Origin of the sequence: Pleomorphomonas carboxyditropha, assembly GCF_002770725.1 — a bacterium.
GTDB classification, from domain to species: domain Bacteria; phylum Pseudomonadota; class Alphaproteobacteria; order Rhizobiales; family Pleomorphomonadaceae; genus Pleomorphomonas; species Pleomorphomonas carboxyditropha.
In genome coordinates this window covers 172,916-192,889 of sequence record NZ_NQVN01000008.1, presented here as the reverse complement: position 1 = coordinate 192,889, position 19,974 = coordinate 172,916, and the positions used below count along the sequence as shown (strand labels likewise).

Annotated in this window: 20 protein-coding genes, 2 tRNA genes and 1 pseudogene; 13 read left to right on the top strand and 10 right to left on the bottom strand. The window is 65.6% G+C overall.

Annotated features, from left to right (window positions below; genetic code table 11):
• Window positions 1-296, top strand: a 296-nt coding sequence (locus tag CJ014_RS14110; RefSeq protein WP_245427340.1) for a PfkB family carbohydrate kinase, incomplete at its 5' end; no start/stop codon positions are given.
• A 99-nt stretch (window positions 297-395) separates the two neighbouring features.
• Complete coding sequence (locus tag CJ014_RS14105; RefSeq protein WP_100081113.1) at window positions 396-704, top strand: PilZ domain-containing protein; 309 nt, start codon at window positions 396-398, stop codon at window positions 702-704.
• A gap of 16 nt (window positions 705-720) precedes the next feature.
• On the opposite strand, the gene CJ014_RS14100 is transcribed toward CJ014_RS14105, so the two are convergent.
• Both CJ014_RS14100 and CJ014_RS14095 read right to left on the bottom strand, forming a co-directional pair.
• Window positions 721-1,110: a winged helix-turn-helix transcriptional regulator gene (locus CJ014_RS14100; RefSeq protein WP_100081112.1), complete on the bottom strand. Its 390-nt coding sequence runs from the start codon at window positions 1,108-1,110 to the stop codon at window positions 721-723.
• 119 nt (window positions 1,111-1,229) lie between these two features.
• On the bottom strand, window positions 1,230-2,903 hold the full coding sequence (locus CJ014_RS14095) for a formate--tetrahydrofolate ligase (protein ID WP_100081111.1): 1,674 nt from the start codon (window positions 2,901-2,903) through the stop codon (window positions 1,230-1,232).
• Window positions 2,904-3,048: 145 nt separating this feature from the next.
• On the opposite strand from CJ014_RS14095, the gene guaD reads away from it, so the two are divergent.
• Window positions 3,049-4,389, top strand: a complete 1,341-nt coding sequence (gene guaD / locus CJ014_RS14090; protein ID WP_245427338.1) for a guanine deaminase — start codon at window positions 3,049-3,051, stop codon at window positions 4,387-4,389.
• A 232-nt stretch (window positions 4,390-4,621) separates the two neighbouring features.
• Window positions 4,622-5,458 carry a sugar phosphate isomerase/epimerase family protein gene (locus CJ014_RS14085; protein ID WP_245427336.1) on the top strand — a complete coding sequence of 279 codons (837 nt, stop codon included), beginning with the start codon at window positions 4,622-4,624 and terminating at the stop codon, window positions 5,456-5,458.
• Between the two features lie 81 nt (window positions 5,459-5,539).
• Here the strand turns inward: CJ014_RS14085 and CJ014_RS14080 are convergent.
• Window positions 5,540-5,616 (bottom strand) — tRNA-Pro (locus CJ014_RS14080).
• A gap of 233 nt (window positions 5,617-5,849) precedes the next feature.
• Here CJ014_RS14080 and CJ014_RS14075 point away from each other — a divergent pair.
• The 5 genes and pseudogenes from CJ014_RS14075 to CJ014_RS14055 all read left to right on the top strand — a co-directional run bounded on the left by CJ014_RS14075 (window position 5,850) and on the right by CJ014_RS14055 (window position 8,349).
• A tRNA-Gln gene (locus CJ014_RS14075) sits at window positions 5,850-5,924 on the top strand.
• A gap of 222 nt (window positions 5,925-6,146) precedes the next feature.
• Window positions 6,147-6,602: a hypothetical protein gene (locus tag CJ014_RS14070; protein ID WP_100081110.1), complete on the top strand. Its 456-nt coding sequence runs from the start codon at window positions 6,147-6,149 to the stop codon at window positions 6,600-6,602.
• Window positions 6,603-7,102: 500 nt separating this feature from the next.
• Window positions 7,103-7,234: pseudogene (locus CJ014_RS28390) on the top strand (BrnT family toxin); the annotation flags it as partial.
• Entirely contained in the window at window positions 7,227-7,670 is a 444-nt protein-coding gene (locus CJ014_RS14060) for a BrnA antitoxin family protein (protein ID WP_245427334.1), read from the top strand. The pseudogene CJ014_RS28390 and the gene CJ014_RS14060, both read left to right, overlap by 8 nt.
• 82 nt (window positions 7,671-7,752) lie before the next feature.
• Entirely contained in the window at window positions 7,753-8,349 is a 597-nt protein-coding gene (locus CJ014_RS14055; RefSeq protein WP_100081108.1) for a deaminase, read from the top strand.
• Window positions 8,350-8,390: 41 nt separating this feature from the next.
• Here CJ014_RS14055 and CJ014_RS14050 read toward each other — a convergent pair whose 3' ends face one another.
• Window positions 8,391-9,557: an AI-2E family transporter gene (locus CJ014_RS14050; protein ID WP_100081107.1), complete on the bottom strand. Its 1,167-nt coding sequence runs from the start codon at window positions 9,555-9,557 to the stop codon at window positions 8,391-8,393.
• 98 nt (window positions 9,558-9,655) lie between these two features.
• The gene (locus tag CJ014_RS14045; protein WP_207765751.1) at window positions 9,656-10,495 is read right to left on the bottom strand and encodes an aldo/keto reductase; all 840 of its coding nucleotides are present in this window, start codon (window positions 10,493-10,495) and stop codon (window positions 9,656-9,658) included.
• Window positions 10,496-10,667: 172 nt separating this feature from the next.
• Here CJ014_RS14045 and panE point away from each other — a divergent pair, with 172 nt between their 5' ends.
• The 4 genes from panE (at window position 10,668) to CJ014_RS14025 (ending at window position 16,756) form a co-directional block, all read left to right on the top strand.
• Window positions 10,668-11,591 (top strand): 2-dehydropantoate 2-reductase, encoded by a 924-nt coding sequence (gene panE, locus CJ014_RS14040; protein ID WP_100081105.1) that lies wholly within the window; start codon window positions 10,668-10,670, stop codon window positions 11,589-11,591.
• Window positions 11,592-11,905: 314 nt separating this feature from the next.
• Entirely contained in the window at window positions 11,906-14,350 is a 2,445-nt protein-coding gene (locus tag CJ014_RS14035) for a glycoside hydrolase family 94 protein (protein WP_100081104.1), read from the top strand.
• A gap of 287 nt (window positions 14,351-14,637) precedes the next feature.
• Entirely contained in the window at window positions 14,638-15,162 is a 525-nt protein-coding gene (locus CJ014_RS14030; RefSeq protein ID WP_100081103.1) for a PAS domain-containing protein, read from the top strand.
• Complete coding sequence (locus CJ014_RS14025) at window positions 15,137-16,756, top strand: methyl-accepting chemotaxis protein (RefSeq protein ID WP_100081102.1); 1,620 nt, start codon at window positions 15,137-15,139, stop codon at window positions 16,754-16,756. Before CJ014_RS14030 ends, CJ014_RS14025 begins: the two co-directional genes overlap by 26 nt.
• Window positions 16,757-16,802: 46 nt before the next feature.
• On the opposite strand, the gene CJ014_RS14020 is transcribed toward CJ014_RS14025, so the two are convergent.
• The 5 genes from CJ014_RS14020 to CJ014_RS14000 all read right to left on the bottom strand — a co-directional run bounded on the left by CJ014_RS14020 (window position 16,803) and on the right by CJ014_RS14000 (window position 19,929).
• On the bottom strand, window positions 16,803-17,315 hold the full coding sequence (locus tag CJ014_RS14020; RefSeq protein WP_100081101.1) for a dihydrofolate reductase family protein: 513 nt from the start codon (window positions 17,313-17,315) through the stop codon (window positions 16,803-16,805).
• A 73-nt stretch (window positions 17,316-17,388) separates the two neighbouring features.
• Window positions 17,389-18,213: an amino acid ABC transporter permease gene (locus CJ014_RS14015; protein WP_100081100.1), complete on the bottom strand. Its 825-nt coding sequence runs from the start codon at window positions 18,211-18,213 to the stop codon at window positions 17,389-17,391.
• 7 nt (window positions 18,214-18,220) lie between these two features.
• On the bottom strand, window positions 18,221-19,021 hold the full coding sequence (locus CJ014_RS14010) for a transporter substrate-binding domain-containing protein (protein ID WP_100081099.1): 801 nt from the start codon (window positions 19,019-19,021) through the stop codon (window positions 18,221-18,223).
• A 140-nt stretch (window positions 19,022-19,161) separates the two neighbouring features.
• Window positions 19,162-19,497 carry a rhodanese-like domain-containing protein gene (locus CJ014_RS14005; protein WP_100081098.1) on the bottom strand — a complete coding sequence of 112 codons (336 nt, stop codon included), beginning with the start codon at window positions 19,495-19,497 and terminating at the stop codon, window positions 19,162-19,164.
• 75 nt (window positions 19,498-19,572) lie between these two features.
• Window positions 19,573-19,929, bottom strand: coding sequence for an ArsR/SmtB family transcription factor (locus CJ014_RS14000; RefSeq protein WP_207765750.1), 357 nt, complete (start codon window positions 19,927-19,929; stop codon window positions 19,573-19,575).
• Window positions 19,930-19,974: the final 45 nt, after the last annotated feature.

Genomic DNA, 19,974 nt, shown 5'->3' with positions numbered 1-19,974 from the left:
CGCTGGTGATCGTCACGCGCGGCGCCGACGGCGTCATCGCCTGGCACCGGACGGCCGGCCGGGTGGAGGTGGCCGCCCCGGCCGTCAAGGTGGTCGACACCATCGGCGCCGGCGACACCTTCCAGGGCTCGTTGCTGGTGGCGCTGAAGGACGCCGGCCGGATCGCCCGGCCGGCGCTGGAAGCGATCAGCCGCGACGAGCTGATCGCCGCCCTCGCCTTCGGCACCCGCTGCGCCGCCATCACCTGCTCGCGAGCCGGAGCCAATCCGCCCTGGCGGGCCGAACTTCAGGGATAGGCGGCCTCGGATGGCGGTCAGTTGCACGTCTGGGATACGGCTTCGGCAAATCTTAACCTGTAACTGTCAACATTCTCCCGACAGGCGGGACCATGTGCGATGTCGGTTGAGCAGAGAAGCGGAGTAAGGCGGCGGACGCTCAGGGCGGCCAAGATCGTCTATGGCGACTATCGCTATATCGTCGACTGCGTCGTGCGCGACACCAGTTCCGGCGGCATGCGCATCCGTTGCGACCATGCGCGCGAAATTCCGCAGGATTTCTTCGTCTTCGATCCGACGGAGCAGTCGTTGCGGCGGGCCGAGGTGATGTGGCGGCGCGAAAACGAGCTCGGCCTGCAATTCACCGCCGAGCCCATCTACATCCACGATAGCCACGATCCCAGGCACGCCCGCTTCCGCTTCATGTAGGCGCGCCGGCGTCCGGTCAGTGCCTGTCGATCTCCGAAGCCGGCGCGTAGGTCTTCGCCCAGTCGTGCAGCGCATCGCCGACCGTGCGCAGCGCCTTGCCGGCTTCCGACAGTTCGTATTCGACACGCGGCGGCGCCTGCTCGTAGTCGTGGCGGACGATCAGGCCGGATTTCTCGAGATCGCGCAACTGGGCGGCCAGCATGTGCTGGGTAACGCCCGGAATACCACGCCTCAACTCGTTGAAACGCTTGGGGCCTTCCGACAGGAGGCACAGGATCTCGCCTTTCCACTTGCCGGTAATGGCCTTGAGACCGCGCTGAACGACCGAAAGGTATTCCTGCAGCTCGACCGAACAGTTGAGCCGGCCCGATGCCGCAGCCGGCTCAGGCCCTAGGTCGAAAGACATCGCACTCTCCAAATTATGCCCAAAAAGCATACCGCTGTGTCCATGAGATAGGGGCATTGCCCGCGGTTCGAAAGCGCAAACCGCGGGTCCCGTCATCACAAGAGCGTGCTTGGGAGGGCTCAGCTCAGGCCGACGATCCGCCCTTCGGCGTCGAGGCCGATGCGATTGGCCGCCGGCACCCTCGGCAGGCCCGGCATGGTCATGATCGCCCCGCAGAGGACGACGACGAACTCGGCGCCGGCGGCGAGCCGAACGTCGCGCACCGGCAGGACGTGGCCCTTTGGCGCGCCTTTCAACTGCGGGTCGGCGCTGAAGGACGACTGCGTCTTGGCGACGCAGACCGGCAGGCCGCCGAAGCCGCGCTCCTCGTATTCGACGAGCTTGCGGGCGGCGCGCCCGTCGTATTCGACGGAAGCGGCGCCGTAGATTTCGCGGGCCACCGTGTCGATCTTGGCCGCCAGCGGCATGTCGTCGGGATAGAGAAGGCCGAACGGCCGGCGGCGCGGCGCATCGAGAACTTCGAGCACGGCCCGCGCCAGATCCTCGGCGCCCCGGCCGCCATCGGCGAAATGGGTGGCGACGGCCACCGGCGCCCCCGCTTCGGCACAGAGCGCGCCGAGACGGGTGGTCTCGGCATCGGTATCGCTGCCGAAGCGATTGATGGCGACGACCACGTCGAGGCCGAACTTGCGCAGATTTTCGAGATGGCGGGACAGATTGGCAAATCCCGCCTCCATCGCCGCGACGTTCTCGATGCCGAGATCCTCTTTTGCGACGCCGCCGTGCATCTTCAGGGCGCGGATGGTGGCGACCAGCACCACGGCGTCGGGCCGAAGGCCGGTCTTGCGGCACTTGATGTCGAGGAACTTCTCCGCGCCGAGGTCGGCGCCGAAGCCGGCCTCGGTCACCACCACGTCGGAGAGGCCGAGCGCCGTTTCGGTGGCGATCACCGAGTTGCAGCCGTGGGCGATGTTGGCGAAGGGGCCGCCATGGACGAAGGCCGGCGTGCCCTCCAGCGTCTGCACGAGGTTGGGCTGCAGCGCGTCCTTCAACAGCACCGCCATGGCGCCGGCGGCGCCGACCATGTCGGCCGTCGCGTAGGAACGGGCGTCCAGTTCGCCGATGACGATGCGCTGGAGGCGGCGCTCCAGGTCGGCGAGGCCGGTGGCCAAGCAGAAGATCGCCATCACCTCCGAGGCGACGGTGATGTCGAAGCCGTCCTCGCGCGGGAAACCGTTGGCGCTGCCGCCGAGACCGTTGACCTGGTGGCGCAGCATGCGGTCGTTCATGTCGAGGACGCGCCGCCAGCTCATGCGGCGGCCATCGAGCCGCGGCTCGTTGCCCCAGTAGATGTGGTTGTCGATCAGCGCCGACAGGAGATTGTGCGCCGAGGTGATGGCGTGAAAATCGCCGGTGAAATGCAGGTTGATCGCCTCCATCGGCACCACCTGCGAATGGCCGCCGCCGGCTGCTCCGCCCTTGACGCCGAAGCAGGGGCCGAGCGAAGGCTCGCGCAGGCAGATGCTCGCCCGGCGGCCGAGCCGGGAAAGCGCGTCGCCGAGGCCGACGGTGGTGGTCGTCTTGCCCTCGCCGGCCGCCGTCGGCGTGATGGCGGTGACCAGCACCAGCTTGCCGCGCCGCCGCCGGCGCGCCTCGGACACGAAGCCATGCTCGATCTTGGCGATGTGGCGGCCATAGGGGATGAGCGCGTCGCCCGGGATGCCCAGGCGATCCGCCACCTCCTCGATCGGCTCGAGGCGGGCGGCGCGGGCGATCTCGATGTCGTCAAACATGGGGTGCACTCATGGTTTCCAGCGGCCGGCGGTACGTGAAAAGATGTAGCCGGAGCGGACTTTTCTATTGTCTCGGCTGAACATCTCGTCTTTTCTGGGCGGCGAAACGGCCCCCTGGCCTTGCCCCTCCCTGACGGAGCCCCCGTTGACCTTTTCCGACCGACTTCCTTCCGATCGCATTCTGGTACGCGGTCGCGTGCTGAGCTTCAAGCGGCGCCCGCAGGGAGCCGGCGATGCGGCGGCCTACACCTATCTCGAGGATGGCGTCGTCGTCATCGACGCCGGCAGGGTGACCGAGGTGGTCGACGCCGGCGAGATCGGACGGGTGGGAGGCAAGGGCGTCGTTCTGCATGATTTTTCCGGCAAGCTGATCCTGCCGGGCTTCATCGACACCCATATCCATTTTCCCCAGACGCAGGTGATCGCCTCCTATGGCGAGCAACTGCTCGAATGGCTGACGAGGTACACCTTTCCCGCCGAGTCGCGCTACGGCGATCCGGCCTTCGCGGCGGCCCAGGCCCGCTTCTTCATCGACGAACTGCTCAGGAACGGCACCACGACGGCGGTTTGCTACGGTTCGGTCCACAAGGGCTCGGCCGAGGCCCTGCTCGCCGAGAGCGAGCGACGCGGCACCGCGATGTTCGTCGGCAAGACGGCGATGGACCGCAACGCGCCGCCGGAGGTGCTCGACAGCGCCCGCTCGGCCCATGACGACACGGCGGCGCTGATCGCCGCCTGGCACGGGCGCGGCCGCCAGAAGGTGGTGATCACCCCCCGGTTCGCCATCACCTCGACGCCGGAGCAACTGGAAGCGCTGGGCAGCCTCGCAGAGGCCCATCCGGACTGTCTCGTCCAGACGCATCTTTCGGAAAACCTCGAGGAGATCGCCACGGTGCGGCGCCTGTTCCCCGAACGCGCCGACTATCTCGACGTCTACGATCACTATGGCCTCGTCGGCCCCAACAGCCTGATGGGCCACGCGATCCACCTGACGCCGCGCGAGGTGCGGCGCATGTCGGAAAGCGGCGCCGTCGCCGTGTTCTGCCCGACCTCCAACCTGTTCATCGGCTCGGGCCTGTTCGACTACAAGGGCCTCGAAGGCGGTCCGCATCCCGTGCGCCTGGCGCTCGCCACCGACGTCGGCGGCGGCACCAGCTACTCGATGCTGGCGACGGCGGCCGAGGCCTACAAGGTGATGCAGCTTCGGGGGCAGAAGCTGTCGGCCATCGAGGCGTTCCACCTGATGACGCGCGGCAATGCCGAAGCGCTCGGCGAGCCGGATCTCGGGCGCATCGCGCCCGGCGCGCATGCCGATCTGGTGGTGCTGGACAGCACCGCCACGCCGGCCATGGCGCATCGCCTCGCGGCGGGCAACGGCGACATCGAGGAGGAACTGTTCGTCCTGATGACGCTCGGCAGCGAGCGGAACGTCTGCGAGGTGTTCATTGGCGGCCGGCCCCAGGGGCTGCAACAGACTGCCGGATAGCCGGCCGATTCGGGGATTTGCTACCTTCTAATAGCTATCGCCCTTTTTTCGACCCCTATAAAGAATAGCTTGCCACGACGGGACGACCCAAGCTAGCATCGATGAAATCGATTGCTGAAAAAGGGCCGAGACTTCGCGGAAGAGCCCGTATGCGGTTGTCTGTTGGCTTAGCTGGTTTTTCGCAACGTTTCGATTCTGGCGAGCATATGGAAGGGGAGGCTTCCGCTCCGCCGTGAACGGAGATACCGGCTATCCGCTCGAGGGCCGGTCCTGGGAGGACGATGTGGCGCGTGACCTGCCGTTTTCGATCCAGTTGCATTCGGCGCGGCTGTTTCCACCCGTGACGGACCATCTGCCGCGTCTCGCCGCGCTCGGCTACACCAATGTCGAGCCGACGGATAGTCTCTACGGCGATCCGGCGGCGCTGCGCGAGTCCCTCGACGAAAGCGACCTCACCGCCCTGAGCGGCCATTTTCCGCTGCACCTGCTCGAGGACGATCCGGACGCCGCCTGCCGCATCGCCGAGACGCTGGGCATGCGCCTCGTCGTCTGCCCCTTCGTGCCGGCCGAGGCGCGTCCTGCCGCCACCGACGACTGGCGGCGGTTCGGCGACCGCCTGGCGGCGATCGCCCACCTGCTGCGGTCGCGCGGTTTCGATTTCGCCTGGCATAACCACGACTACGAGTTCCGGCCGCTTCGCGACGGATCGATGCCGATCCAGCACATCGCCGCCGACCCGGCGGTGCATCTCGAAGTCGATATCGCCTGGATAGCGCTGGCCGGCATGGATCCCCAGCCGTGGCTGGAGGGCTACGCCGGCCGCATCGCCGCCGTCCACGTCAAGGACGTCGCGCCGCGCGGCAGCCGCGCCGACGAGGACGGCTGGGCGGATGTCGGAACGGGCATCGTGCCCTGGCCGAAGCTGTGGAAGGCGGCGATTGCCGCCGGTGCGTCGCTGCTCATCGCCGAGCACGACAATCCCTCGGACTTCGACCGCTTCGCCCGCCGCAGCATCGATGCGATGCGCGCCTTCGCCGCGATGACCAACGGCGAGCCGGCGGCAAGATAGCGCGATGCCGCCGCGACGGCGCGCAAACGCCGGCGCATATCCCATCGCATCATCGGCAGTTCATTGAATTTGCGGGAAGAATGGTCGGAGTGGCGTGATTTGAACACGCGACCCCCTGCTCCCGAAGCAGGTGCGCTACCAGGCTGCGCTACACTCCGTAACCGTCGGTGGGGCGGTGTATAGCGTCCCCTCCCCGCCTCTGCAAGCCCCAAATTCATACTTGTGAATCAGGGATTTTGCGCGCCCCGGACCGCAGTGCAAAACCGCCGCCGGCGAGGTCGACGGGACCGGGATGCGGCGGCCGTCATCGTCGTGGTTCGCCGTCACCGGCGTTGTTGCAGTCCGATCATGTTGCGGCTATATCGAGCGGACCGCGGCCGAGGCCGCCGGATGGGGTGTCGCCAAGTGGTAAGGCAGCGGATTTTGATTCCGCCATTCGTAGGTTCGAATCCTGCCACCCCAGCCATCGTCTTTTATATTATTTTTCAATGGCTTATAGAATATTAGAAAATGCTAAGTGTTACAGTTTTGTGGGTGCTACACCGGGGCTAGGGCCTGTGGATAATCGGACCTAAGGTTCGGAATCGCTTCTTCGTAGGCGTGTGGATTGCTGGTCCTTCTCCGCAATGGTGCGGTTTAAGCGAACGGTTGTTCGTGCCATGATTAAACAACCGACTCGGAGTCTGCTATGAGCCCCGAGGAATACCGTCTTAAGGCCGCGTGGAACCAAACGAGGATACCCATTGTCCTAAGGCGAGGGGGTAAAGGTGAGCGATTGCGTGTTCGCTTGCCATTTGCCGACGATAATTATCAATGGTTGCGCGATGCTCGTAGAATAAAGCCGGAGTGGATTGCATCCGAGAAGTATTGGGAGCTACCCAAGGCTTGGTTCAACGATTTTGTCGACAGGTCTTTGGAAAAATATGGCTGTGTTTATGTTGTTCAGCCGTTTCGAGAGCAAGAAATTTGTGCGCGCGCATGCATGGAGGCAGAGGGGCACGAATGTCAATGCTCCTGCATGGGGGTGAATCATGGGACTGGAGTTAGTGGAAGCTGGTTTGAGGTATCCGACTACTTTGCGATCCGCAGTCATAGCCCAAAATTAGCCTGTCGATTAATGGTAACTAAGAGCTATCCAAAATGAAACTAGATATAGACACAATCTCTGCAATGAAATCGGCTGGTATTAAGTTCGCTGTTAATATTATCGTCCCCGGTGGAGGGCATAATATTCTACTAGATGCGTCAGATGTTCCTTTCTTTATTCAGGATCGAGTCAGTTTCTCTGCAAAAACAGTAGGTGCTAGCCGGGAGCAGTATATTGCTTGGGTCGAATCAGACGGTGCTCCGAGATGCGGAGCGATCACGAAGAAAGGGACTCGTTGCCAGAACATCATAAAGGGTGGCATCCAGAGACCAATAGCTGAATGGATTGAGCTTGAAGGAAGCTATTGTTCTGTGCACGGCGGAGAGGGATAAGCCCGCCGAGGCTCCCCAGCGGGCTCTAGGTTCGTTCTCGATGCTTGGGGCGGCTATGCCTTCGGCAACTCGCTCGCCAACTGGCGGGCAATGTCCTCGATCTCCATGCCGCCAACCTGCGTCGTGCGCTGCTCACGTCGGCCGTTGACATCGCGATAGACGCTAATCGTCGCGATCGGAGAGTTTCGGGGTGAGACGATCATCGCCGTAGTCTTCCGGCCGCTGGGTTCCGAGGCCCTGTCCGTGATTTCAATGCGCCCGGCAAGCCGCAGGGAAAGGAGCATGGTCTATGGCTGAAATGCAGAAGAAATGGCCCAACTTCTCAACCCGGGACCTAGGCGACAGTCCGGAGGATGACGCGGAGATGCGGCGCCGGTGGGAAGCCTACGACCGCGAGATGAAAGCTCTTATCGCCACGGGTGGTGTCCATCAGGACGACGATGGTTGGTGGGTGGACAATGCGACCGGCGAGCTTATTGGGCCTGATCCGGAAATCGAACGTCCGCTGACCGATGCCGAACTGGCGAAGATGGTTCCCTTGTCGGAGGCTCTCCCCGAACTGGCGGCGAGCATCAAGCGGGCGCGGGGACGGCCAAAGGTCGCCAGTCCGAAAGAGGCGGTCACCCTTCGCCTGTCGCCGGAGACAATCGCCCGCTTCAAGGCACTCGGCGGGGCCGACTGGCGCGCTCGCATGAGCGAGACATTGGAGAAGGCGGGACAGCGGCGCCAATGACGGTTCGGCCGATGCCGCCTTGTGCCGGCTGGAGAGACCCGCGATGATGGCGTTGGAAAACATACCGGATGGGAACCGAGGCATGGCCGAGGGACGACAGGAACGGCTCGTCGACGCGCTGCTCATGGCGATCGAGCGGCACATATTGCCTTTGACGCGGGCCGGCGTCGCCGCCGGCAACAAGGTGTTCGGCGCCGCCCTCCTCGACAAGAGGGACTATTCGGTCGTGCTGGCCGGGACCAACAACGAGATTGAAAATCCGCTCTGGCACGGCGAAGTGCACACCATCAAGAAATTCTACGAGATCGGGGAACGGCCGAATACCGGCGATTTGCTCTTCCTGTCGACGCATGAGCCCTGCCCGATGTGCCTGTCGGCCATCACCTGGGCCGGCTTCGACAACTTCTTCTATTTCTTCAGCCACGAGGATTCGCGCGATGCCTTTTCCATCCCGCACGACCTGAAGATACTGAGGGAGGTTTTCACGCTGGAGCCCGGCGGCTACCGGCGCAGCAACGCCTTCTGGCGCAGCGAGCACATCGCCGACCTGATAGCCGCCTGCGACGACGCCGGCCGCGCGGCGTTTCGGGCGCGGGCCGACAGCATCCGGGCGGACTACGCGGAGCTGTCGGACGCCTACCAGCAGGGCAAGTTCCGGACGGCCATTCCCCTCAAGTAGAGTTGCCGAGCCAGCCGCCTGCCGGCAGGTTGGCCGCCCCCTCAGGTCTTGGGCGGCTCACGCAACGGCGGCGGCGCGACTGGCGTTTCCTCGCTCCGCAGCTCCATGAGCCATTCGCGCCAGATGGCGACGAGCAGCGCCATCAGCACCGGCCCGATGAACAGGCCGAGAAAGCCCATGGTCTTGACGCCGCCGATGAGGCCGAAGAAGGTCGGCAGGAAGGGCAATTTGATCGGCCCGCCGACGAGGCGCGGCCGCAAGGTCTTGTCGACGATGAACAGCTCGACCGTTCCCCAGGTGAACAGCGCGGCGCCTTCGACAATATGCCCGCTGGCGATGAGGTAGATCGAAATCAGCGTGAAGCTGAGCGGCGCGCCGCCCGGAATGAGCGCCATGATGCCGGTGATCACCCCGAAGATGGCCGGCGAAGGGACGCCGGCGATCCAGTAGGCGACGCCGAGCACGATGCCCTCGCCGATGGCGATCAGCGTCATGCCGGTGACGGTGGAGCTGATGGTGGCCGGCACGATGCGCGATATGCGGGCCCAGCGCGCCGGCAGGATGCGCTCGCCGACCAGATCGATCTGCGCCACCAGGGCGCTGCCGTCCTTGTAGACGAAGAACAGGGCGATCATCATGAACAGCAGCGTCAGCAAGAGCCGGAAGGCCTCGCCGCCGGCCGTCATGATGGCCCTGTAGATGTTGCCGATGTTGGCGCCGGAGGTCATCTGGATCAGTTCGCCGATGGCGCCCGGCGGGCCGACATGCAGGCTCCACTGCTCGGCCAGCCACTCCCCCACCATCGGCAGCGCGGCGATCCACGGCGGCACCGCCACGCCGCTGCGATTGGCCTCCAGCAGCCAGTTGAACCAGACCTTGAACTCGTCGAAGGCGAAGCTGGCGGCCACCAGCATCGGCACGATCAGGAACAGCAGGATGCAGACGAGCGCGATCGAGGCGCTGAGCTTGGTATTGCCGTCGCAGAGCCGCGTCAGGTCGCGGAACAGCGGCCAAGTGGCAAAGCCGATCACCAGCGCGGCCAGCACCGGGATGACGAAACCGCTGAAGAAATAGATGCCGGCGATGACGATCAGCAGCAGCAGCCACCGCGCGGCGGCGATCAGCGGCACGATCGGCACACGGCCGGAGGAAACGCTGCCAAGCCAGCGCGGCTGGTCTTTCGTCACGGGATTTCGCGGATCGGTCACGGGGCGGGCTTCTCGTCAGAACATCTCGGGGCAGCCGATTTATGGGCCATCGCCGGGAGGGCCGCAACAAGCGCTTTCCGCCGCCGTGACCGATCGCCTCAAATCATTTCGAGCGACGTCGCCCGCCGAGGCGGCGGAAACAGTGCGTCGAGCGCCGCACGCAACGCGTCGGTGACGACGACGTCGAGCGCGCCGGCGTTGTCCTCGACATGGGCGACCCGCCCGGCCTTGGGAATGGCGATGACGCCGTCATGGTCGAGCACGAAAGCCAGCGCCAGTTGCGCGACGCCGACGCCATGCTCGGCCGCCAGCGCAGCGAGGCGCTTGTCCTTCAGAAGCCTGGCCTGCTCCACCGGCGAATAGGCCATCACCGGCACGCCACGCGCCTGCATCGCGGGCAGCAGGTCCCATTCGATGCCGCGGCGCGAGAGATTGTAGAGCACCTGGTTGGCGGCGACGCCATTGCCGCCCGGCACGCCCGCCAGCTCGTTCATGTCGTCGGCGTCGAGGTTGGACACCCCCCAGTGGCGGATCTTGCCGGCCGCCTGTAGCGCCTCGAAAGCGGCGACCGTCTCGGCGAGCGGATACTGGCCGCGCCAATGCAGGAGATAGAGGTCGAGGCGGTCGGTGCCGAGACGCTGCAGCGAGCGCTCGCAGGCCGCCACCGTTCCCTGCCGCGATGCGTTGTGCGGATAGACCTTGGACACCAGGAACACCTCGTCGCGCCGGCCGGCGATCGCCTCGCCCACCAGCCGCTCGGACGCGCCCTCGCCATACATCTCGGCGGTGTCGATCAAGGTCATGCCGAGCTCCATGCCCCGGCGCAGCGCGGCGATCTCATCGGCGCGTGTCCGCGGATCGTCGCCGATCATCCAGGTGCCGAGGCCCAGCGCCGGCACGTCTTCGCCGGTTGGCAAACGAACGGTCTTCATCGGCATCTCCCTTGATTCAAGGTTCGAGTATAGCAGCCGATCCGCATCGGCGGGCGATTGCTGTTCGTTTCCGGGCCGGGCCGCGCCGAATGGATGACGAACGCGGCGGGAATCCTCTATCCTGCGGTGACTTCCGCGCCGTCCGGCGCTCGATGGATCATTCGGAAAGGACTTTCCCATGCGGCTTCTCGTCGTCGGCGCCGGTGCCACCGGCGGTTATTTCGGTGGGCGGCTGGCGGCCGCCGGGCGCGACGTCACCTTCCTCATCCGTCCCAAGCGGGCGGCGGAGATCGCCAGGAACGGCTTCGTCATCGTCGATCCGAAGGGCGAGACGCGGATCGAGCCGAAGATCGTCACCGCCGATGCGCTCAAGGGACCCTACGATCTGGTGCTGATCAGCGTGAAGGCCTATTCGCTGCCGGTGGCCATCGAGGACATCGCTCCGGCGATCGGTCCGAATACGCTGATCCTGCCGGTGCTGAACGGCCTCAAGCATTTCGACCTGCTGTCCCAGCGCTTCGGACCCGAGCGGGTGATCGGCAGCTTCTGCAAGATCAACGCCCGGCTCGACGATCACGGCCGCATCGTTCAGATGTCGCCGCTGCACGACGTGATCTACGGCGAATACGACGGCAGCCGCACGCCGCGCATGGAGGCGATCGACGCCTTCTTCAAGGGCGCCGGCTTCGATGCCCGGCTGTCGGACGACGTCGGCCGCGAGCTGTGGGAGAAATGGGTGCTGCTCGCCAGCCTCGGCGCGGCCAACTGCCTGATGCGCGGCACCATCGGCGACATCGTCGCCCGCCCCGGCGGCCGCGCTTTCATCGAGGCGCTGCTCGACGAGGTGACGGCGGTCGCCACCGCCCACGGCAAGGCGCCAGACCCCGCCTATCTCGACGCGACACGCAAGCTGCTCACCACGCCGGATTCGCCCATGACCGCGTCCATGTATCGCGACCTCACCAAGGGGCTGCCGGTGGAGAACGACGAGATCCTCGACGACCTGCTCGCCCGCGCCGCGGCGGTGGGCGTCAAGACGCCCTATCTGCATCTCGCGGCCATCAATCTCGGCATATACGCGGCGCGGCGTCTCGTCGAATGAACCCCATGAACAGGCAATCCTGAACGTTACCGCATCTTAGCTGAGGGGCTGAAAGGGGCGAGATTGGCGAAGGGGAAGATGGCCGGCATTTTCCGGCCTATTCCGCCAAAATCGCCCGATACGGCGGCCGAAGCAGGCCACGCATCACCGGGATAACCCTACCTTCTGCCAAATTCGAAACGTTACGCTTCTGCCCTTCGTGCAACTATGCTAAGAGGTGCCGAACGCCGGCCGGCCAGCCGGAGAGGACACGTTCGCCTCGCATTCTCCGCCCGTCCGGGCGGCAACATCGCATCGACAAGCAGGATGCCGCCATGAAGTATGGTTATTTCGACGACAAAGCCCGCGAGTATGTGATCACACGGCCGGACACGCCGCTGCCGTGGATCAACTACATCGGCTGCCAGGGCTATTTCGGCATCCTGTCGGCCACCGGCGGCGGCTACTCCTACTATCGCGACGCCCGCCTGCGCCGGCTGACGCGCGGCCGCTACAACAACGTGCCGGCCGATTTCGGCGGCCGCTACGTCTACGTCCGCGACAATGCGAGCGGCGACTACTGGTCGCCGTCTTGGATGCCGACCCAGTCGGAGCTCGAGGACTACAGTTGCCGGCACGGCATGGGCTATTCGGTCATCTCGGCCAAGCGCGGCGGCATCCGGGCCGCCACGCGCTACTTCGTGCCGCTCGACGAGACGCTGGAGATCTGGCAGACGACGATCACCAACGAGCGCCTGACGCCGGCCGACGTATCGATCTTCTCGTCGGTGGAATTCTGCCTGTGGGAAGCCAACGACGACGCCACCAACTACCAGCGCAACCTCTCCACCGGCCAGGTCGAGGTCGAGGACGAGGTGATCTACCACAAGACCGAGTACCGCGAGCGCCGCAACCACTTCGCCTGGTTCGCCTGCTCCGAACCGCTCGCCGGCTTCGACACCCAGCGCGAAAGCTTCCTCGGACCGTGGCGCGGCTGGAACAAGCCGGCCGCCGTCGAGGAAGGCAAGTCGCGCAATTCGATCGCCCATGGCTGGTCGCCGATGGGCTCGCATCACGTGAAGCTGACGCTCGCCCCGGGCGAGAGCCGGGAAATCGTCTATGTACTCGGCTATCACGAGAACCCCGACGAGCAGAAGTTCGACCCGCCGGGCTCGCAGACCATCGACAAGGCGACCGTCAAGCCGATCATCGCCAGGTATCGCGACGTCAGGAACGTCAAGGCGGCCTTCGCGGCGCTCGGCAAGCACTGGGACGAACTGCTCGGCGTCTATCAGGTTGCCTCGCCGGATGAGCATGCCGACCGCATGGTCAACATCTGGAACGCCTACCAGTGCATGGCCACCTTCAACATGTCGCGGTCGGCCTCGTCCTTCGAGACGGGCATCGGCCGCGGCCTCGGCTTCCGCGACTCCAACCAGGATCTCCTGGGCTTCGTGCACATGGTGCCGTCGCGGGCGCGCGAGCGCATTCTCGACCTCGCGGCGACGCAGTTGTCGAGCGGCGGCGCCTATCACCAGTTCCAGCCGCTGACCAAGAAGGGCAACAACGACATCGGCGGCGACTTCAACGACGATCCGCACTGGCTGATCATCGGCGTCGCCGCCTACCTCAAGGAGACCGGCGACTTCTCGATCCTCGACGAGCCCGTCGTGTTCGACAACCAGCCGGGCAGCGAGGCGCCGCTCTACGAGCATCTCCGCCGCTCGATCCAGTATGCGCTCGACCGGCTCGGCCCGCACGGCCTGCCGCTGATCGGCCGCGCCGACTGGAACGACTGCCTCAACCTCAACTGCTTCTCCGACACGCCCGGCCAGTCGTTCCAGACGACCACCAGCAAGGACGGCAAGGTGGCGGAGTCGGTGTTCATCGGCGCGCTGATGGTGCTGTCGGCCCGCGAGCTCTCCGCTCTGGCAAACGAGGTCGGCAAGGCCGACGATGCGGCCTTCTATACCGACGTCGCGAAGAAGATGGACGAGACCGTCCGCACCTCCGGCTGGGACGGCGAGTGGTTCGTCCGCGCCTACGACGACTTCGGCCGCAAGATCGGCTCCAGGGAGAACGAGGAAGGCAAGATCTTCATCGAGTCGCAGGGCTTCGCGGCGCTGGCCGGCATCGGCGTCGACGACGGCAAGGCGCGCTCGGCGCTCGACGCGGTCAGGAAGCATCTCGCCACGCCGCACGGCATCGTGCTGCAGCAGCCGGCCTACAGCCGCTACTATATCGAGTATGGCGAGATCTCGACCTATCCGCCCGGCTACAAGGAGAACGCCGGCATCTTCTGCCACAACAATCCCTGGGTGATCATCGGCGAGGTGGTGCTGGGCAACGGCGACGCCGCCTTCGACTATTACAGCCGCATCTGCCCGTCGGCGCGCGAGGGCATCTCCGACGTCCATCGCCTCGAGCCCTACGTCTACGCCCAGATGATCGCCGGCCGCGACGCGCCCACCCACGGCGAGGCGAAGAACTCCTGGCTGACCGGCACCGCCGCCTGGAACTACTACGCCATCACCCAATGGATCTTCGGCATCCGGCCCGAATACGCCGGCCTGCGCGTCGCGCCGGTGGTGCCCGAGCGCTGGACCGGCTTCACGGCGAGCCGCGTCTTCCGCGGCGTCACCTACGACATCTCGGTGAAGCGCAACGGCGCCGGCAACACGGTGTCGCTGGTCGTCGACGGCAAGCCGATCGACGGCGACATCGTGCCGCCGCCGGCCAAGGGGGTGAAAACCGTGAAGGTCGAGGCGGTGCTGGGCTGACGTCGGCGGCCATAGGATGAGTGGAACAAGGGCGTCCCGCGAGGCGCCCTTCTTCTTGTGTACCAGCGCAAGCCCTATGGTCTTTACTACGTCTTCTAGTTGTGGAAATCTTGTCGTTTCCGCCAATGGAACCCCGGGATCTCTCATCTGGAGAAATACATAAATCTCTATAAGTAAAAATACCGGCGCACCCTGGTTATCCGTCATATTTCAGAGGCGTTATTCTTTATTTACGACTGACGCGCCATGGTTGCGCCATTCTAGACCGGTGCATAGAGGTGCAGCTCATGAAGCCGCGCGTTCAGCCGACCTCCGAGGAAGTCACATTTCTCCCGGACGAAATCATTGTTTCCAAGACCGATCTCAAGGGACGAATTACCTACGCCAACGCTACGTTTTCGCGGATCTGCGGCTATAGCCGCGCCGAACTGATGAATGCGCCGCACTCGATCATTCGCCACCCCGACATGCCGCGCTGCGTCTTCAAGCTGCTGTGGGATCAGCTCGGCGAGGAACGCGAAATCTTCGCCTACGTGAAGAACATGGCGCGCAACGGCGCCTTCTACTGGGTGTTCGCCCATATCACGCCGTCATTCGACAACGACGGCAAGGTGACCGGCTATCATTCCAGCCGGCGCGTGCCGGACCGGCGCGTCGTCCGGGAGGTGATCGAGCCGCTCTACAAGGAATTGCTCCGGACCGAAGCCGCGCATGCCAGTTCCAAGGACGGGCTCGTCGCCTCCTTCGCCCAGCTCATGAATATCGTGAAATCGAAAGCCGCCAGCTATGACGAACTCATCTTCTCGCTTTGAAGCGTTCGCCCCCGGCGCGGCGGTCATCCTCCTGCTCGCCGGCGCGGCCGGCGCCGTGGCGGCCGGCATGCCGGTTGTCGCGCTCGCGCTGATCGCCGCCGCCGCCGTCGGCGCGGCGGTGGGGCTTGCCCTTGCCCTGCGCCTCTCCGCCGCCGTCGGGCGGGCGATCGAGGTGGCGCGGGCCCTCGGCAAAGGCGATTTCGAAGTCCGTGGCCTGGTGTTCGATCAGCGCGGCCGGGCCGGCGAGCTGGCCGAAGCCATCAACGACATGGCCGACCGCATCGACGCCTTCGTGCGCGAAGCCAGCGCCGCCATGGAGGCGGTTCGCCTGAACCGCTACTACCGCCGCATCCTGCCCAACGGCATGGAGGGCGCCCTGCTTCGCGCCTCGACCACCATCAATCAGGCCACCGACGTCATTCAGGGCCGCGTCGAGGCCTTCGAGGCGTCGACCGCCGAATTCGGCGCCACCATCAACTCCATCGTGGCGAGCCTCGTCGACGCTTCACGCGACATGGGAGACGCGGCGACGCGCCTCGGCCAGGGCGCCAGCTCCACCGACCAGCGCGCCAGCGACGCGGCCTCCAGCTCGAGCATGGCCTCCACCGACGTCCAGCGGGTCGCCCACGCGGCAACGCAGCTCACCGGCTCGGCCCGCGACGTCGGCCGGGAAATCGAACGTTCCGCGACCATCGCCAGGGACGCCGTCGCCCGCGCCGAGGAGACCAAGCGCATCGTCGCCGGCCTGTCGGAAGCCGCCGAGAAGATCGGCGCCGTCATCGGCCTGATCGAGCAGGTGGCCGGCCAGACCAACCTTCTGGCGCTGAACGCCACCATCGAGGCGGCACGGGCCGGCGAGGCGGGCCGGGGATTTGCCGTCGTCGCGCAGGAGGTGAAGGCACTCGCCTCGCAGACCGCGGCGGCCACCGGCGAGATCACCCAGCACATTTCGGAAGTGCAGACGGCGACGCGCGCGGCGGTCGGCAGCATTGTCGGCATCGGCGGCACCATCGCCGAGATCAATGCCATCACCGCCGACATGCGCGGCTCCATCGAGGCGCAGATCTCCGCCACGACGGAGATCGCCCAGGGCGTCAGCAACGCCTCCGAGGGGACCAGGCAGGTGTCCGACCGGATTTCCGGCATCACCGGCATCGCCCGCGAGACCTCGGCGCTGGCGCAGAGCCTGTTCTCCACCTCCGGCGCGCTGTCGACCGAGGGCGACCGGCTGTCGGTCACCGTCCAGGAATTCCTGGTCGGGCTGCGGCGCGGACCGCTCGACCGCCGCCAGTCGTCCGAGCGCGTGCCGGGCGGCCACGCCGTCGCCATCGCCTCGGCCAAGGGGTCGGCGAAGGCGACCTGCGTCGACATTTCGCTGACCGGCGGTCGGTTCGCCGGTCAGTTGCCGCCGCTGAAGATCGGCGACGACATACGCATCGCCGTCGAAAAGGGCGTCGACGTGCCGGCCACGGTGCGCTGGATTCGCGACGACAATGTCGGCGTCGAATTCAAGCTCGCCGAAATGACGTCGGCCGCGTCGGATCGCCTGCGCAAGCTGGTGAGCAAGGGCAAGGCGCTGGCGACCGCCGCCTGAGGCGGCAGCCTATGCGCTTCGGGTTTGCAGCGGGCGCCGTCTTCGTTCATGGCCGTTCGAGGCGGAGATGGGCGATTTGGCCGAAGCGTCCGACTTCGGCGAGCTTCAGCGTTCGCGGCCGCGCCACATCGGGATAGAGCGGGATGCCGCCGCCGAGCACCACCGGCACGATGAACTGATCGAGCCGGTCGAGGGCGTCGCGGTCGATGAAGGCCTGTTGCAGCCGGCCGCCGCCAACGATCCAGACGTCCTGCCTGGCATCGGCCCGCAGATGATCGATCAGGGCATCGATGCCGGCGCTCCAGATTTCGGCGTCGGCGGGCAGATCGGCTAGCGTTCCCGAGGTGACGACCAGCAGACGCTTGCCGGCATAGGGCCATGGCGACAGGGAGCGGCGACAGACCTCGTAGGTGATGCGGCCCATCACCAGCGTGCCGATGCCAGCGTAGAACGCCTCGTAGCCGGCCTCCTCCGCCGGATAGGGATCGAGGAAGGAAAAACTGTGGTCGGACGCGGCGATGTAGCCGTCGAGCGTCGAGGCGATATATCCGCAGATCATGGCGTGGTCTCCGGTTTCGGAAGCGGATGGTACCAGCGGCGGCGCTGGATCGCGTCAGCAGTCCCCTGCCCGGTTACCGCCGGTCGCCGATGAAATCGCGATGGCGTTGCAGACGGCGCTCCAGGCCGCGCACGGCGAGCGACAGCGACACGGTCATCAACAGATAGACGTAGGCGACGACGTTGTAGGTCTCGAAGAACAGGAAGGTGCCCGACGAATAGACCTTGCCGAGCTGCGTCACGTCCTGCACGCCGAGCACCGAGACCAGCGAGGAATCCTTGATCATCGCCACGAAGTCGTTTCCGAGCGGCGGCAGCACCGTGCGGAAGGCCTGCGGCAGGACGATCAGGCGAAACACCTTGAAGCGGCTGAGGCCGAGCGCCTTGGCCGCCTCGATCTGGCCGCGGTCGACCGATTGCAGGCCGGCGCGGAAGATTTCCGACAGGAACGCCGAATAGGAGATGACCAGCGCCACCACGGCCCGCCACAGGAGATCGAAGTCGCGGATGCTCGCCGGTTCGATGAGCCCCACCGCCTGCAGCGGCGCGGTGACGAGGTTCCAGGCGGCCACCATGACCGGCGCGGCGACGAAGGCCATGTAGAACAGCAGCACCAGCACCGGCACGCCGCGGATGATCTCGACGTAGAAGGTGGCAACTTCCCGCAGCAGGCGATGCCTCGACAGGCCGGCCGAGGCGATGCCGAGGCCGATCAGGCAGGCGAAGGCATAGGCGATCACCGTCACGAAGACGGTCACCCAGATGCCGCTCGCCACGGCGCGGAAGATGATGCGGTAGCTGGCGTCCGCGCCGATGACCAGACCGAAGGCGATCGCCAGGAGGATCGCCGCGATCAACCAGAACGGCAGCTCGCGGCGACGGGTCTCTGTCGGGGTCAAGGCCGGCTCAGTTCTGGCTCTTGTAGTCGTAGAGCCACTTCTTGTTGAGCGCGTCGATGGTGCCGTCGGCCTTCATGGAGGCGATGGCGGCGTTGATCGGGGCGGTGAGGTCGGAGCCCTTCTTCAGGATGAAGCCGAACTCCTCGCGGCCGAGCGGTCCGCCGACGATCTTGAAGGCGCCGGGCTGGGCGCCGATGTAGCCGTCGGCCGAGGTGCGGTCCATCAGCACCGTGTCGACGTCGCCGGCCTTGAGCGCCTGCACCGAGGCGCCGAAGGTGTCGAACAGCTTGACGCGCGGGTTCTTCTCGTCGCCGTCGAGCACGCTGTAGACGGCGACGTAGAAGTTGGTGGTGCCGGCCTGGGCGCCGACCAGACCGTCGTTGAAGGCGGCGAAGCTCGGACCGTCGGTGAAGCGGCTCTCGTCGGCGCGCACCAGCATGAACTGCTCGGAGACCATGTAGGGATCGGAGAAGTCGACCTGCTGCTTGCGCTCGTCGTTGATGGTGATGCCGTCCATGCCGACGTCGAACTGGCCGTCGCGCACCGCCTGGATCATGGCGTCCCAGGAGGTCAGCTTCCACTCGACCTTGGCGTTGAGGCGCTTGCCGATCTCGTTGAAGGCGTCGTACTCCCAGCCGATGCCTTCGCCGGTCTTCGGGTCGGCGAAGTTGAGCGGCACGTAGGCGTTCTCGGTGACCGCGATGATGGTGCGTCCCTTGAGGTCGGGAAGGTCGGCGGCGCCGGCCTGGGACGCGAAGGCGGACAACAGAATTGCGGCGGCGGCAGCCGCGTTCGCAAGAACCTGCATGAAAGGAATCCTCCGTCGCTGAGGTAGCCGGTACGGGATCCCTCCGCCGCCGGCGCGTGACGGCCACTATTGGCTGTTTCGCGCAAGGCTGGCAAGGGGTTACTTGCCTTCCGGCCGGCGGGAAAGCACCATCGGACCGGTCAGTCCCGCGTCACCGGCAGGCCCTGCATCCGCCAGGCGGAAATGCCGCCGCCCATGTGGCCCTCCACCGGATGTCCGGCCGACTTGCACCAGGAGAGCGCCTGCCCCGACCGACCACCGGACAGGCAATAGAAGATCACCGGCCTGTCGTCCGGAAGCTCGCCGGCCCAGGTCGCCAGCTCCGACAGCGGCCGGTGAAGGGCGCCGGGGACGTGCCCCTCGTTCCACTCGTGCGCCTCGCGCACGTCGACGAGATGAATGGCCTGGCGATCCAGGAGGTCCCCGACCTCCTGCGGCGTCAGCGTCCTGAGGGCATTGCGGGTGAAAAAGGACATGGGGGCGATCTCCGGCCAGACGTCCGATCGGTTATCAGGGTACGCTCCGCGGCCCGCGGATCGCTTCGTCGGCCCTCAGCCGGTCTTCGGCGCCGCGGGGGCACAGTAGAGCTCGTAAAGCAGGCCGATCAGCCGGCGCGCGTTGTCGGAGGCGAGGCGGTAATAGATGGTCTGCGCCTCCCGGCGGGTGGCGACGATGCCGAGGTCGCGCAGGCGCGCCAGGTGCTGCGACAGCGCCGACTGGCCGAGACCGACGGCTTCGGCAAGTGCGCCCACCGACATTTCGGTGTCGACCAGACGGCAGAGCACCATCAGCCGCTTGGTCTGGCCCAGGGCCGACAGCAGACGGGCCGCCTCCTCGGCGCGGGATTCCATGATGTCGACAGGATTGCCGAACGAGTCGCAAACAGTGGATTCGACCGACGCCGACATGATCCGAGCCCCTGGTACGTTATGAGACTCATAATATTCAAATAT